13 protein-coding genes and 1 tRNA gene are annotated in these 14,011 nt (G+C 31.6%); all 14 read right to left on the bottom strand.

What is annotated here, in order from left to right; all coding sequences use genetic code 11:
• On the bottom strand, positions 1 to 600 hold the full coding sequence (gene gmk, locus C661_RS0106750; protein WP_017414559.1) for a guanylate kinase: 600 nt from the start codon (positions 598 to 600) through the stop codon (positions 1 to 3).
• 1 nt (position 601) lies between these two features.
• Positions 602 to 877, bottom strand: a complete 276-nt coding sequence (gene remA, locus C661_RS0106755; protein WP_017414560.1) for an extracellular matrix/biofilm regulator RemA — start codon at positions 875 to 877, stop codon at positions 602 to 604.
• A gap of 13 nt (positions 878 to 890) precedes the next feature.
• On the bottom strand, positions 891 to 1,769 hold the full coding sequence (locus C661_RS0106760) for a YicC/YloC family endoribonuclease (protein ID WP_017414561.1): 879 nt from the start codon (positions 1,767 to 1,769) through the stop codon (positions 891 to 893).
• Positions 1,770 to 2,035: 266 nt separating this feature from the next.
• The gene (locus C661_RS0106765; protein ID WP_017414562.1) at positions 2,036 to 3,190 is read right to left on the bottom strand and encodes an aminotransferase class I/II-fold pyridoxal phosphate-dependent enzyme; all 1,155 of its coding nucleotides are present in this window, start codon (positions 3,188 to 3,190) and stop codon (positions 2,036 to 2,038) included.
• Positions 3,191 to 3,284: 94 nt separating this feature from the next.
• Positions 3,285 to 4,268, bottom strand: a complete 984-nt coding sequence (locus C661_RS0106770; protein WP_017414563.1) for an asparaginase — start codon at positions 4,266 to 4,268, stop codon at positions 3,285 to 3,287.
• Positions 4,269 to 4,976: 708 nt separating this feature from the next.
• Positions 4,977 to 5,186 (bottom strand): hypothetical protein, encoded by a 210-nt coding sequence (locus tag C661_RS0106775; protein WP_017414564.1) that lies wholly within the window; start codon positions 5,184 to 5,186, stop codon positions 4,977 to 4,979.
• Between the two features lie 493 nt (positions 5,187 to 5,679).
• A tRNA-Pro gene (locus C661_RS0106780) sits at positions 5,680 to 5,755 on the bottom strand.
• A 393-nt stretch (positions 5,756 to 6,148) separates the two neighbouring features.
• Positions 6,149 to 7,621, bottom strand: a complete 1,473-nt coding sequence (spoIVA, locus tag C661_RS0106785) for a stage IV sporulation protein A (protein ID WP_017414565.1) — start codon at positions 7,619 to 7,621, stop codon at positions 6,149 to 6,151.
• A 143-nt stretch (positions 7,622 to 7,764) separates the two neighbouring features.
• Complete coding sequence (locus C661_RS0106790; protein ID WP_017414566.1) at positions 7,765 to 8,772, bottom strand: NAD(P)H-dependent glycerol-3-phosphate dehydrogenase; 1,008 nt, start codon at positions 8,770 to 8,772, stop codon at positions 7,765 to 7,767.
• A 26-nt stretch (positions 8,773 to 8,798) separates the two neighbouring features.
• Positions 8,799 to 10,115 carry a ribosome biogenesis GTPase Der gene (der, locus tag C661_RS0106795; protein WP_017414567.1) on the bottom strand — a complete coding sequence of 439 codons (1,317 nt, stop codon included), beginning with the start codon at positions 10,113 to 10,115 and terminating at the stop codon, positions 8,799 to 8,801.
• A gap of 1 nt (position 10,116) precedes the next feature.
• Positions 10,117 to 11,448 (bottom strand): DUF512 domain-containing protein, encoded by a 1,332-nt coding sequence (locus C661_RS0106800; protein ID WP_017414568.1) that lies wholly within the window; start codon positions 11,446 to 11,448, stop codon positions 10,117 to 10,119.
• A 320-nt stretch (positions 11,449 to 11,768) separates the two neighbouring features.
• Entirely contained in the window at positions 11,769 to 12,425 is a 657-nt protein-coding gene (gene phoU, locus C661_RS0106805; protein WP_017414569.1) for a phosphate signaling complex protein PhoU, read from the bottom strand.
• Positions 12,426 to 12,437: 12 nt separating this feature from the next.
• Positions 12,438 to 13,187, bottom strand: coding sequence for a phosphate ABC transporter ATP-binding protein PstB (gene pstB, locus C661_RS0106810; RefSeq protein WP_017414570.1), 750 nt, complete (start codon positions 13,185 to 13,187; stop codon positions 12,438 to 12,440).
• Positions 13,188 to 13,254: 67 nt separating this feature from the next.
• The gene (gene pstB, locus C661_RS0106815; protein ID WP_017414571.1) at positions 13,255 to 14,010 is read right to left on the bottom strand and encodes a phosphate ABC transporter ATP-binding protein PstB; all 756 of its coding nucleotides are present in this window, start codon (positions 14,008 to 14,010) and stop codon (positions 13,255 to 13,257) included.
• Position 14,011 lies beyond the last annotated feature (1 nt).

The following is a 14,011-nucleotide window of genomic DNA, read 5'->3' on the forward strand; positions in this document are numbered from 1 at the left end:
CTAAAACCTCCCTAATAATTCATCTTTAATTTTAAAAACTCTACATTTTTCTGCAGTAATAATACTTTCAATTTTCTTCACTGCCTCTTCAACCTCATCATTAACTACAGCATAGTCATACTTTGATGCAAAACTTATTTCATCATAGGCAGCTTCTAATCTAGTTTTTAACGATTCTGGAGTTTCACTTCCCCTATTTGTAATCCTGCTTTTTAATTCTTCCATTGATGGTGGCAAAATAAATATAAATATTCCTTCTGGATAAGCAGACTTAATTTTTAACGCACCCTGAATATCAATTTCAAGAATTACATCTCTTCCTTGCTCTAGCACCTCAAAAACCTTTGATTTAGGAGTTCCATAAAAATTTCCATAGACTTCTGCATACTCTAAAAAGTCGTTGCTGTCTATTTTTTGTAAAAATTCCTCTCTATTGACAAAGAAGTAGTTTATACCTTCTACTTCTCCCACTCTAGGAGATCGGGTTGTAGCAGAAACAGATATCCAAATATCATTTTGTTGTAGCAAAGCCTTACAAACTGTACCTTTACCAGCACCAGACGGACCAGATATTACTAGTAATTGTCCCTTAGCTGACATTTTAATCTTCAACCTCTTCTACATGCTGTTCTTCATCCTTAGAAGAAAGTCTATGAGCTACAGTCTCTGGCTGTACTGCAGATAAGATTACATGGTCACTATCTGTAATAACTACTGCTCTTGTTCTTCTTCCGTAAGTGGCATCAATAAGCATTCCCCTATCTCTTGCCTCTTGAATTATTCTTTTTATTGGTGCTGATTCTGGGCTTACTATAGCTACTATTCTATTTGCTGAAACAATGTTTCCAAATCCTATGTTTATAAGCTTTATACTCATTAGTCGCCTCCTGTTATTCTATGTTCTGAACTTGTTCTCTAATTTTTTCAATCTCACTTTTTATATCCAAGGCTAAATTTGTTAGCTCCAAATCATTTACTTTAGATGCTATTGTATTAGTCTCTCTATTCATTTCCTGTACAATAAAATCTAATTTTCTCCCTATGGGCTCGCTCAAAGTTAAAGTTTGTTGCATTTGATGAATATGGCTCTTTAGTCTTACAATTTCTTCATCTACTCCTGTTTTATCTGCCTGAAGAACAACTTCCATAGCAATTCTATTTTCATCAAACTGTGACTCTTCAATAAGTTCCTTAACCTTCTTTGTAAGCTTTTCTCTGTATTCTTTTGATACCTCTGGAACTCTATCACTTATTCTTTCAACAAATTGTAAAATCAATTCACATTTATCATTAATATCCTTAAAAAGCTTTTGACCTTCTTCTTCTCTCATTCTGATTAAGTTATCTACTGCTTCATTTATTGGATTTAATAAAATGTTCCAAACTGCATCTACATCTTCTTCTCTTTGCTTTAATGTAACTACCTCTGGAAATCTAGCTAAATTTGTTACTGAAATGTCATCCCTTAACTCATACTTACCCGCAATAGTCTTTAAACACTTCATATAGCTATCCATTAAATTCTCATTTAATACTGCTTCAATGTCGTCTCTATTAAAAGTATTTTGAGTTATAAACACATCGACTTTTCCTCTTTTTACTTTTTCATTAAGAATCTTTCTAATATTATCTTCTAATGAAATTAAGGCTCTTGGCATTCTCACATTAAATTCAAAGTATCTATGATTAACAGATTTCATCTCAACAACATAGTTTGAATCCTTTTGTTCACTAGTACCTCTGCCAAACCCCGTCATGCTTTTTATCATAACAACGCTTCCTTCCGAACATTTCCTAAATTCAAAGTCTATTATACATAAATTATATCCTTAATTTCAAGTTAAAAATACAAGAATATAAAAGAAAAATGAAAGATTTATAAGAAAACTTAAGAAATCTACTGATAATTAAGATTTTAAAAGTTTTTATTTGTATGTTTTAAAAACTTAAGGCTATATTACTAAATCATTTTTAGTAATATAGCCTTAATTAATATTAATCCTTATTAAGCTTTTAGTCTATAGTTTTTCCAATATTAATTATCATATCTTGGTAAGGATGCTAATCCTTCTTCTATTATCTGCCAAGAACAGGTTAATGCAATTCTAAAGTAATCATACCCTAAAGTTCCAAAGCAAGATCCTGGTGTTACTACCAAGCCATACCTATCCAAAATTTCCGAACAAAACTCATGAGTTGTATATCCTTTTGGAGTTTTACACCAAATATAAAAAGTGCTTTCAGTAGTGAAAAATTGAATATTTTTTTCTTTAAGTACCTTTTCAGCTACTGTCCTTCTTTTAAAGTATATTTTTCTTATTTCATCACCATAAGTCTTATCTAGGTTTAATGCTGTAACAGCCGCTTTTTGTATGGGAATAAATTGACCTGAGTCTAGATTGCTCTTAACCTTAACAAGAGCACTTATAACCTCTTTATTCCCAACTGCATAACCTATTCTAAATCCTGTCATATTATATAGTTTAGAAAGGGTTCCAAATTCAACTGAGTGCTTATTCTTATCAAATTGCAATATACTAAGTGGACTTTCTTCTGGGCTTATTATTTCGCTATAAGCAGCATCATTGCATAGGACTATATTACTTTCCTCACAAAACTTAACTACTTCACTAAAAAACTCCCCACTTCCTTTAGCACCCGTAGGGTTATTTGGATAGTTAATGAACATTAACTTTGCTTTTGTACAAACTTCCTTAGGAATTTCAGTAAAATCCACCAAATAATTATTGCTCTCTTTTATAGGTACAGTGTAAGGTATACAGCCCCAAAGTTTTGAAGCTGATGAATAAACTGGATAACCTGGTTCTGGAACTATAACTGCATCTTTAATATCACAAACTGCTGGAATTACATTGCTAATACCTTCTTTTGAGCCGATTAAAATAGCTACCTCTTCTAATTCTAAGTGAACTCCAAATCTGTTTTTATAGTAATCTATAACTTGATTTTTCAGAAAATTAATTCCATCATAAGGAGGATATTTATTAAACCCCACCTCATCGAACCCTTGAATTAAAGCATTAAGAATGGAAGGCTCTACTGCTAAATCTGGATCACCTATGCTTAAATCAATAATTTTCTTGCCTTCTTTTCTTCTTTTTTCTTTTATGCCGTCAATAGTTTTAAAATGATATACACCTATAGAATCTAATCTGTTGTTTATTTTCATATCATCACCCTGAATAAATGTTATAAAATATGTTATTCAGAGTGTGCTAAAATTGTTACAGCTTACTACTAGGTTCTAAATCAAGTTCCTACCTTTAATAATGACCATTTTCAAAAGTTTCTCTTATTTCTCTTAAGTCATTAGTTTTTCCAAGAGCTAACATCAACTTTATTCTAGCCTTTTGACCTGGAAGGCTTTCACCAAAAATAGCGCCAGCATTTCTCAATCCTTTTCCTCCACCTGGATATCCATAGCTATCTAAAACCCTTCCCTTATAGCATCTTGAAACTATTACCACAGCAACTTGTTTTTCTATTGCTCTTTCTACAGCTTCAGCCATTTTAGGTGGAATGTTTCCTCTTCCCATAGCTTCAATAATTAATCCTTTTGCCCCTTCTTGTACGCAGAAATCTATTAGCTTACCATCCATACCAGCACAAGCTTTTATTAATTCTACATTAGTCTCTACTTTATTTGTGTCAATATGACTTTTATTTAAACTATCTCTATAGAAAATAGCTTGGTTGTTATCTACAATTCCAATTGGTCCAAATTCAGGGCTTTGAAAAGTATTTAAGTGCATTGAATGCGTTTTTGTAACTTCACTAGCACAATTCAGCTCATCATTTAAACAAACTAAAACCCCTCTATTTCTTGCATCTTTTGAAGTAGCAGTACAAATAGCCGCTGCTAAATTAGCTGGACCATCATATCCTAGCTCCGAGCTATTTCTCATTGAACCTGTAACCACCACTGGTTTTTCACTTTTTATAGTTAAATCTAAAAGATAAGCTGTTTCTTCTAAACTATCAGTTCCATGAGTAACAACTACTCCATCTACATCTTCTCTATTTAAAAAACTCTTAACATAATCAGATAACTGCATCATTAACTCTGGAGTCATATGTGGTCCTGGTAAACTAGAGAAAGTATAGGATTCCACCTCTGCATGAGCTTCTATCCCTGTTACCATTGACATAATCTCTTCTCCAGTTAGTGTAGGTACTGCTGCTTGAATTTTTGGATCAACTTTCATTGATATAGTTCCACCATTAAATATTACTACTACTTTATTCACTTTTGTAACCTCCCAAGAATAAAAACTACTATAATTAATTCATTTATATTTTACACCAACCTTTTAAGATTTACATCAAAATGTTGAATATTATTAAATATTTTATATATGGTTAATAAAATAATCACATTAACCCAACTCTATTTTTGAATTTTTCTTTTGTATGAACTAATTATTCTACAAAAATTTATGCTTAGTTACAGAACTCTTAATGTGCACTTGGGCTTCTTTGTAATCTTTAACAAAAACTTTATATGAGATACTTGTTAAATAATGAATAAGTTCATCTTGTGGAGTTGTTTTGGAATTAGATTTAGACTAAATAAAGGTATCTTTGTGAACAAACTGCCTTTGTTACACCGAAGTAACTTACCTAGGCTAAGTAATTACCTGGCTGATCAACAGCCCTTAAAGAAGATTGCAGACTTGAAGCTTACAAAATGTTGTCAAAATAAAAGTGAGTGCTTTTATTCAGCACTCACTTTTGTCTAATCTTCATTTTTTTGATTCACAGGTTTTCAGCGAACTTTCAGGTTTTATAAAACTCTAAAAAATAGTAATCTCATAAGACTTTCCGGATAAAAAGTATTTTATTCCTAATGAAAACACCTTAAGTGAATCATGTAGGTTTCACCTATAAGTTAATTTTTGGCTTTTATTTCTTATATATACTTAGCCGAAATTTAATTCAGAATATATAAGTTTAAATTATATGCTTATTTCCTTTTTTTCTAAGTAATGAAATATTTCTTTTTCTATTTCATCTGTACAGTTGTCATCTAATGTAACCGTCTTAATAAATCCATCTAAGGCTCTCATCTCTATCTTACACACTTGATCCCCACTTAATAAGTCTTTGTCTCTTTCAAACTTGTTAATAGTATACCCTTCATCAATATAATCCCTTATTTTTTTCATTTTAACTCCTCCTTAGATAAGAATTATTTTTATTTTATAATATTATTATCTGCTATTTAAATGAACATATCCTATGACATTTTATATAATTAAGTTAGTACTTTTCTGTATTTCTATTATTTGACCACTAGATTCAAGAATATTTACGTAATAAAATTAAATATAATCACTTAAATTTATAAAAAACCTATTAATTTCTCCATATTACTATTTTTGCTTATAAATTTTTAATTATTCTGAAAACTCCAAGAATAATTGAGTTTTTACAGTTAATTTACAATTTAACCTAATTATTCATTTTTTTATTAAATACTAAAAATTAGTACAAGAGAACTATAACCCTAAAATTGACCTACTTTCCTTCTGAACTTTATATTATTCTAATAAGATATGTCCTAAAGACTACACTCTCTTACTTATGAGAAAACCTTAAATAAAAACATAAAAATAAACCTTAGGAATCTATAAAGGTTCCATAAGGTTTATTTTGCTTTGGTCTGAGTGACAGGACTTGAACCTGCGACCCCAAGCCCCCCAGACTTGTGCGCTACCATCTGCGCTACACCCAGATATATTACACTCCATAATAGAATTATTATTACCATTACTTTTAGAACTTTATTATATCAAAGTTTAAAAGTTTTTCAAATACTTTCATGTGAAATTTTATTGATTTTACTTTGTAAAATATAAAATTCCTTATTAAGCTAACTTTTGTTGCTAAAATTTTATTTTGTATATAGTTTTGAGTTATAGAACTTCTTCTATAACTCAAAACTAGGTTTATTGTTAGGTATCTGAAAATAAATAACAAGTCAAAGATGTGAAGGATATTTTGTATTCACAAGCAAGCTTGTGCAGACAAGGAAACAGGTTCCTTAGATAGTAGATGATTCTATTGACGCAGTATAAGACAAAATAGACAAACATACTGACTTATTTATTTTTTGAAGATGCCTTAATTATAAGATTATACAGATTAGTCCACCATTACCTTCATTGATAATTCTTTGAAGAGTTTTTTGAAGTTTAACTTGAATATCCTCTGGCATTTTATAAAGCTTATTTTGAAGTCCTTCTTTAACAAGTTCTTCTAGTGATTTTCCGAACATATTACTTTGCCAAATTTGTGCTGGATCATTATCAAACTGCTCTATAATAGCATTATAGAATTCTTGACTTTGCTTTTTGTCACCAGTAATTGGAGTAACCTCAGTTTCAATGTCTGCCTTTATAATGTGTAATGAAGGAGCAGAAGCTTTAAGTTTTACAACTCCATTTTTCTTATCAATATTTGGCTCTTCGAATTTAATTTCACTTAACTGTGGAGCCACTAGTCCATAACCTGTCTCGTTAACATCTTTTAAGGCTTGTGCAATCTTATCATATTCTTTTTTCGCCTTATGATAAGTACCCATTAAGCTTAATAAGTCATTTTCATTCTTAATATCTGTATCACATACTTCCCCAAGAATTTTATAGAATAACTCCTGTTTAGGATTAATATCTACACAAGAAGTTCCATCTCCCATATTCATTTCTTTTACGTTTATGTTTGATAAGAACTCTATTCCCTTAAATGCATCTAGGCATCTCTTTATGTCTCTAACCTTAAATATGTCTTTGCACATTGCTTTAAGTATGGTCATAACATTAACCTTTAACCAATGCTTAGAATTTAAGCTTTCCATCCATTGAGGCATGTCTATGCTTATTTCCTTTACAGGGAACTCTTTTAGAACATTTCCAAATATGTCAGCTATATCATCTTCATCCATGTTCATTATATCCATGATTGTAACTGGAACATCATATTTTTCTTCTAACTCTCTTTGAAGCTCTACAGTTTCTTGTCCTTTAGGACTTAAGCTATTAAGAAGAATAATAAATGGTTTATTTATAGCTTTTAGTTCATTTACAACTCTTTCTTCAGCCTCTACATAATCAGCTCTATTTAACCCTGTTATAGAACCATCTGTAGTAACAACTATTCCGATAGTTGAATGATCAGTAATAACCTTTCTTGTGCCAATCTCAGCTGCTTGCTCAAATGGTATTTCATAATCAAACCATGGTGTTGTTACCATTTTAGGAGCATTTTCTTCATTATATCCTAATGAACTTTTTACTACATAACCAACACAATCTACCATTCTTACTTTAAATTTTGTACCACCCTCAAAGCGTATTTCCACAGCTTCGTTTGGAACAAATTTTGGCTCAGTGGTATGAATTGATTTCCCAGAACCACTTTGTGGAAGCTCATCCTTTGCTCTTTCCTTTTTATGCGGATTTTCAATATTAGGAATCACCATAAGTTCCATAAATCTCTTTATGAATGTAGATTTACCTGTCCTTACAGGACCTACAACCCCTACGTATATGTCCCCTTGAGTTCTTTCTGCAATATCTTTGTATATATCAAAGTTTTCCAAGGTCCACCCTCCCATAACTACATATTAACAATATATATATATTGTATAAAAAAATAAAATATTACTAATTTATAAGAAAAGACAGTAAGAAATTTTCTTTTCCTTACTGTCTATATATATTACAATATTTATATTTTTATGCCTTATACTTCAATAAAAGAGTGCTCATCCTTCATTTCTCTAGACATAAGTTCTTGTACTGCATCATGGGCATTTTTATTTAGAAATAAAACCTTATAAAGCTCATCAGTAATAGGCATACTTATTCCTTCTCTTTCTTTCAGTGCATAAAAAGCCTTTGTAGCCTCAATTCCTTCAACAACCATGCCTACTTCTTTAGAAGCCTCTTCCATGGTCTTTCCTTGTCCTATAAGAATTCCAGCTCTCCTATTTCTGCTATGCATACTAGTACAAGTAACAATTAAATCTCCCATACCAGTTAAGCCATAGAAGGTTTCTTGCCTTCCGCCAAGCTTTGTTCCTATTCTCACAATTTCGTGCATACCACGGGTCATTAGAGCTGCTTTTGCATTGTCTCCATAACCTATGCCGTCAGTTATTCCAGCGGCAAGGGCAATTATGTTTTTACATGCTCCGCCTATTTGAACCCCAATTAAATCATCATTAGTGTAAATTCTAAAGCTGCTAGTGCTAAAAATCTGCTGAATTTCCTTAGCGGCTTCCATATCTCTTGAGGAAACAGTTACTGTGGTAGGAATTCCTCTTGATACTTCTTCAGCATGACTTGGGCCTGATAAGATGACAATTGGATTACTTAATATTTCCTCTTCCATAATTTCTGACATGGTCTTAAGGGTACCTTTTTCTATGCCCTTTGCTACAGTAACAAGGATTTGGCTCTTATTTAGTAGCGACGCAACCTGCCTTGAAACTGTTCTAATTACTTGAGAAGGCACGGCTAAAACTATAACCTTACTGTTTTCTATAGCTTTATCCAATTCTCCATAAGCAGTTACATTACCTGGTATAGTAACACCTGGGAGAAACTTGCTATTTTCTCTTTTTATATTAATATCCTCAACACCATGTTCATCAATTGTCCAAATAGCTGTTTCAATTCCTTTTTTAGAAAGCATTACCGCTAAAGCTGTACCGAAGCTTCCTCCTCCTAAAAATGCAACCTTTAACATAATTTCCCTTCCTTCCCTATATCTTATTATTCTTTTCTTTCTCTGAAAATTAGCTTTATACCTGTTCCCTTAAAGTCAAAGCTTTCTCTAAGTTGGTTTTCTAAATATCTCTGATATGAGAAGTGTAACAAGTTTGGATCATTTACAAAGAATATAAATGTTGGTGGTTTTGTGTCTACCTGAGTAACATAGAATATTTTTAATCTCTTTAATGCTACTATTGGTGGCTCTTTCATAAGCACTGCTCTACTTATTACGTCATTTAAAACTCCAGTAGCAATACGCTTATTATAGTTATTAAAGCAATCTCTTGCCATTGTAAGTACTTTGTTTACCCTTTGACCAGTTAGTGCAGATATATAAAGGTACGGTGCATAAGGCATAAAGGATAATCCTTTGGATATTTCATTAGTAAACTTAGTCATGGTCTTATCATCTTTTTCAATTAGATCCCACTTATTTACAATGATCATTATTGCTTTGCTTAACTCGTGAGCATATCCAATGATTTTCTCATCCTGATCACTTAGCGTCTCAGTGGCATCAAGCATAAGAATACACACATCCGCTCTTTCAATGGCAGCAAGAGTTCTAATTACACTATATCTTTCTATTTCTTCCTTAACTTTGCTCTTTCTTCTTAAGCCTGCTGTATCTATTAAGATAAACTTACCCTCTTCAGTTTCTATCCTACTATCAATAGCATCTCTAGTAGTACCTGGGATATCACTTACTATATTTCTATCTTCACCTAAGATTTTATTGATTAAAGAAGATTTTCCTACGTTAGGCTTTCCAACCATAGCAATTTTAATATATTCTTCGTCCTCGTCATTTTCTCCATTAGTTCCAAAGTGGCTAACCACTTCATCTAGCATATCTCCAAGTCCTAGGCCTTGTGCTGCTGATATGGCAATTGGAGTTCCTATTCCTAAGTTGTAAAATTCAAAGGCATTATCTTCTAATTCAATTCTATCTATTTTATTAACTACTAATATAATAGGTTTTTTTGATTTTCTAAGCATTTGAGCTACTTCAAAGTCTGATGGATGAAGTCCCTGTTTTCCATCAACAATAAATACAATAACATCTGCTGTTTCAATAGCAATGTTTGCTTGTCTTCTCATCTGTGCCATTATTATGTCTTCATTTTCTGGCTCAATTCCACCTGTATCAATTATAGTGAAATTATGACGAAGCCATTCAGCCTCTGCATAAATTCTGTCCCTTGTAACTCCTGGTGTATCTTCAACTATAGCAATTCTCTTTCCTGCTAGTTTATTAAAAAGTGTTGATTTACCCACATTAGGTCTTCCAACGATTGCAACTATTGGTTTTCCCATTCTAATCCTCCTCTGTGTATTGATTTATAAGGTCAATTAAGTCTTCTCCTGTATAATCACATACAATTATTTTTTTATTTAATAATCTTTCTAAGTCTGCCACTGTATAATCATCTAGTAAAATTAATTCCTCTGTACTTCCGAGTTCATAACCCCTTCTTAGCACATTGCTAGGTATAATTATATATTTTCCTAAATCCCTATTTTTTAGTGCTTCAATTATATCTTTTCCTGTTAAAAGTCCTGCTACTGTAATGGTTTTTCCGAAAAATTCATTTTCAACTCTAACCACATCTAGCTGAATTTTAGGATTTACTTCTTTAATTTGCGAAGCGATTTCATATATAACTTCATAAGCTGAAGTTCCAGTTACCATTGTAAAAGATCCCTTATTATTCTGTAAATAGGAAAGATCATTTTCTATAGTAGATTGTAATAATCTTATCATACCTATACCATCTTCTAATTGTTCGTAGCCACAATAATGCTCTTCCTCTGGTATACTAACTCCTGACACCATATAAAACTCATCTGACAATCTAGCAAAAGGCGTTCCAATTTCCTTTTCATACTTCTGTTGAAGCTCTGTTATAAGTTCTATTTGCTTTCTTGCAGTATCCTTATTAAACAATTGAAGTTGTGGTAAGTTTTCCCTATGCTTTGTAACTCCTAGAGGAACAATTGCTACATTTTCCACATTAGGGTAAAGCTTCTCTAGGTCCTCTACGGTTTTAACAAGTTCTTCATTATCGTTTAGCCCAGGACAACATACAATTTGAGTATTTATCTTAATCCCTGCTTCTGACAATCTTTTTAGTATTTCGTATATATTTCCAGCAAACCTATTATTAAGCATTCTAATCCTAAGCTGCGGATTAGTAGTATGTACTGAAACATTAATAGGACTTATTCTATATTTAATTATCCTATTAATATCATCCTCACTCATATTAGTTAAAGTTAAAAAATTTCCTTGTAGGAAGGATAATCTAGAATCATCATCTTTAAAATAAAGAGTTTCCCTCATACCTGGAGGTAATTGGTCAATAAAACAAAATACACATTTATTATGACAACTTCTAGGCTTATCTAGTATGGCTTCTCTAAATATTATACCTAAATCCTCATCATAATCCTTCTCTATTTCAATCTCCCAAATCTCACCATCTTTTTTCTCTACTTCTATAAGTAATTCTTCATCGGTAACAAGAAATTTATAATCAATTATGTCCTTCACTTCATTACTATTTATACTTATAAGTTTATCTCCGACTTCTATACCTACTTCTTCTGCTATACTACCAGGCATAACTTTAGCAATCTCATTTTTCATATTCCTATCTCCTTTATGTACGTAGAAATCAAAATCACTATTTTTTTATGATTATTGATCCCCTTAAGGCTTTTGGAATGAATAAATTACCTTTCATTTTAAAAGCCTACACCGCAACTATAACATCTTACTATGATTATGTCCGCTATTATGATATATTATATCAATTACTAGGAATAGTCAATGTTTAACAACTCATTCCCACGTTTATTATTCCCCCTTAACCCTACCAAAACTCCTAAGTTTATTCTCTCTAATTTTGATCCTTTATAAACAAATATATCCTTTACAAATGGAAAAAACCTCCAAAGGAGGTAAGTTTAATCGTTTAAGTCTACTTGTTTTCCAGTAATTAAGTAAATTGTCCACTCACAAATATTAGTGGTATGGTCTGCCATTCTCTCAAGAAACTTTGCGACGAATAAAAATCTTGTAGCTTGCTGAACAACTTTTGGATTTTCTAACATTATTACTAAAAGTTCGCTAAATATTTGCTTATAGATAGCATCTACAGAATCATCTTTTTTACAAACAACATATGCCAAATCCACATCTCTATCCATATAAGCTTGTAAACACCCATCTATCATTTCTTCTACAATAGCAGATATTCTTGGGATATCAATTAATTCCTTAATATATTTTTGCCCTTCAAGCTGCTTAGTTATTTTAGCAATATCAACTGCATGGTCTGCAATTCTTTCTAAATCAGTAACAATTTTACTCATAGTGAAGATACTTCTTAAGTCAATGGCTAGAGGCTGACGAGTTGCTATGAGCTTAATACACTTGTCTTCAATTTCTTTTTCTAAGTCATCAACTAAATCATCCTTTTTAATTACTTCATTGGCTAGGTTTATATCTTGTGAAACTAAAGCATTAATAGAATGGCTAATCTGAGCTTTTACTATATCCCCCATTTTTTTAAGTTCCTCATGCAAATTAACTAATTCTGTATCGAAGTTTTTTCTTGACATAGCTACACCACCTTAACTTATTCTTCCTGTAATATAATCCTGAGTTCTGTTGTCTTCCGGTCTATAGAATATTTGCTCCGTATCCCCAAATTCAATTATTTCTCCGTTAAAGAAAAAAGCAGTATAATCTGAAATTCGGGCAGCCTGTTGCATGTTATGGGTTACAATTATTACTGTATAGTTTTCTCTTAAAGTATCCATTAATTCTTCAATTTTTAAAGTAGATATTGGATCTAAAGCTGAAGTTGGTTCATCCATGAGAATTACCTCTGGTTCAATGGCAATAGTTCTTGCAATACATAATCTCTGTTGTTGTCCTCCTGATAGGGCTAGAGCACTTTTATTTAGTCTATCTTTAACCTCATCCCAAAGTGCTACTGCTTTTAAACTACTCTCTACTATTTGGTCCAAGACCTTTTTATTTTTAACTCCATGAATTCTTGGTCCATAGGCAATGTTTTCATATATGGACATAGGAAAGGGATTTGGTTTTTGAAATACCATACCAACATGCTTTCTCAGCTCCATTACATCGTAGCCCTTATATATATCTATATCATTATATGATAAATTACCATCAATTTTAACCCCTTCAATTAAGTCATTCATTCTATTCAAAGTTCTTAAAAAGGTTGACTTTCCACAACCTGATGGTCCTATAAGCGCTGTAACCTTATTCTTTTTTATATTTATATTTACATTTCTTAATGCCTTCACAGTACCATAGTGCAGGTTAAGATCCTTAACCTTTATTATATCCATATTAAATCCTCCAATGATACATTTTATATTTAAATCTATTTCATCAGTTATTTTGTCTTTATATCTATTAACCAAATCTACCTGAAATATAATCCTCTGTTTTCTTACTCTTAGGGTTATAGAAAATATCTTCTGTATTACTAAACTCTATTAGCTCACCATTCAAGAAGAAACCTGTGTAATCTGATACTCTTCCTGCCTGCTCCATATTGTGAGTTACTATAACCACTGTATAATTTTCTTTCAACTCGTGAATTAAGTCCTCTACTTTTAAGGTTGAAATTGGGTCAAGGGCAGAAGTTGGCTCATCCATCAAAATAATATCTGGCTTTGCAGCTAGAGTTCTTGCAATACATAATCTTTGTTGCTGTCCTCCTGATAAATCAAAAGCAGATTTGTTTAGCTTATCTTTTACCTCATCCCATAGAGCAGCTCCTCTTAAACTTTTCTCTACTAATTCATCTAAAACTTTTTTGTTTTTTATTCCATATCTTTTTGGTCCATAAATTACATTTTCATATATAGACTTTGGAAAAGGATTTGCCTTTTGAAAAACCATTCCAACCTTTTTTCTAAGTTCTATTAGATTTATATCTTTATCTAAAATATTCTGGTTATCGATTAGTATATTTCCTTCATATCTTGTATTGTCAATAATGTCATTCATTCTATTTAAAGTTCTTAAAAATGTAGACTTACCACAACCGGATGGTCCAATTAAAGCTGTAACCTTTTTTGATAGTATTTCCATATTTATATTCTTTAAAGCTTGATTTTCTCCATAATAAAAATTTAAATCATGAACTTTTATTCCTAACTCCATA

The sequence above is a fragment of the Clostridium tunisiense TJ genome (assembly GCF_000300195.1).
Taxonomy (GTDB): Bacteria; Bacillota; Clostridia; order Clostridiales; family Clostridiaceae; genus Clostridium_J; species Clostridium_J tunisiense.

Coding starts and splice junctions, on each gene's coding strand:
- der (WP_017414567.1), bottom strand. CDS start 10,115: ATGGGAAAACCAATAGTTGCAATCGTTGGAAGACCTAATGTGGGTAAA.
- gmk (WP_017414559.1), bottom strand. CDS start 600: ATGTCAGCTAAGGGACAATTACTAGTAATATCTGGTCCGTCTGGTGCT.
- C661_RS0106790 (WP_017414566.1), bottom strand. CDS start 8,772: ATGTTAAAGGTTGCATTTTTAGGAGGAGGAAGCTTCGGTACAGCTTTA.
- C661_RS0106760 (WP_017414561.1), bottom strand. CDS start 1,769: ATGATAAAAAGCATGACGGGGTTTGGCAGAGGTACTAGTGAACAAAAG.
- pstB (WP_017414571.1), bottom strand. CDS start 14,010: ATGGAGTTAGGAATAAAAGTTCATGATTTAAATTTTTATTATGGAGAA.
- phoU (WP_017414569.1), bottom strand. CDS start 12,425: ATGTCAAGAAAAAACTTCGATACAGAATTAGTTAATTTGCATGAGGAA.
- C661_RS0106800 (WP_017414568.1), bottom strand. CDS start 11,448: ATGAAAAATGAGATTGCTAAAGTTATGCCTGGTAGTATAGCAGAAGAA.
- remA (WP_017414560.1), bottom strand. CDS start 877: ATGAGTATAAAGCTTATAAACATAGGATTTGGAAACATTGTTTCAGCA.
- pstB (WP_017414570.1), bottom strand. CDS start 13,187: ATGGATATAATAAAGGTTAAGGATCTTAACCTGCACTATGGTACTGTG.
- C661_RS0106765 (WP_017414562.1), bottom strand. CDS start 3,190: ATGAAAATAAACAACAGATTAGATTCTATAGGTGTATATCATTTTAAA.
- C661_RS0106775 (WP_017414564.1), bottom strand. CDS start 5,186: ATGAAAAAAATAAGGGATTATATTGATGAAGGGTATACTATTAACAAG.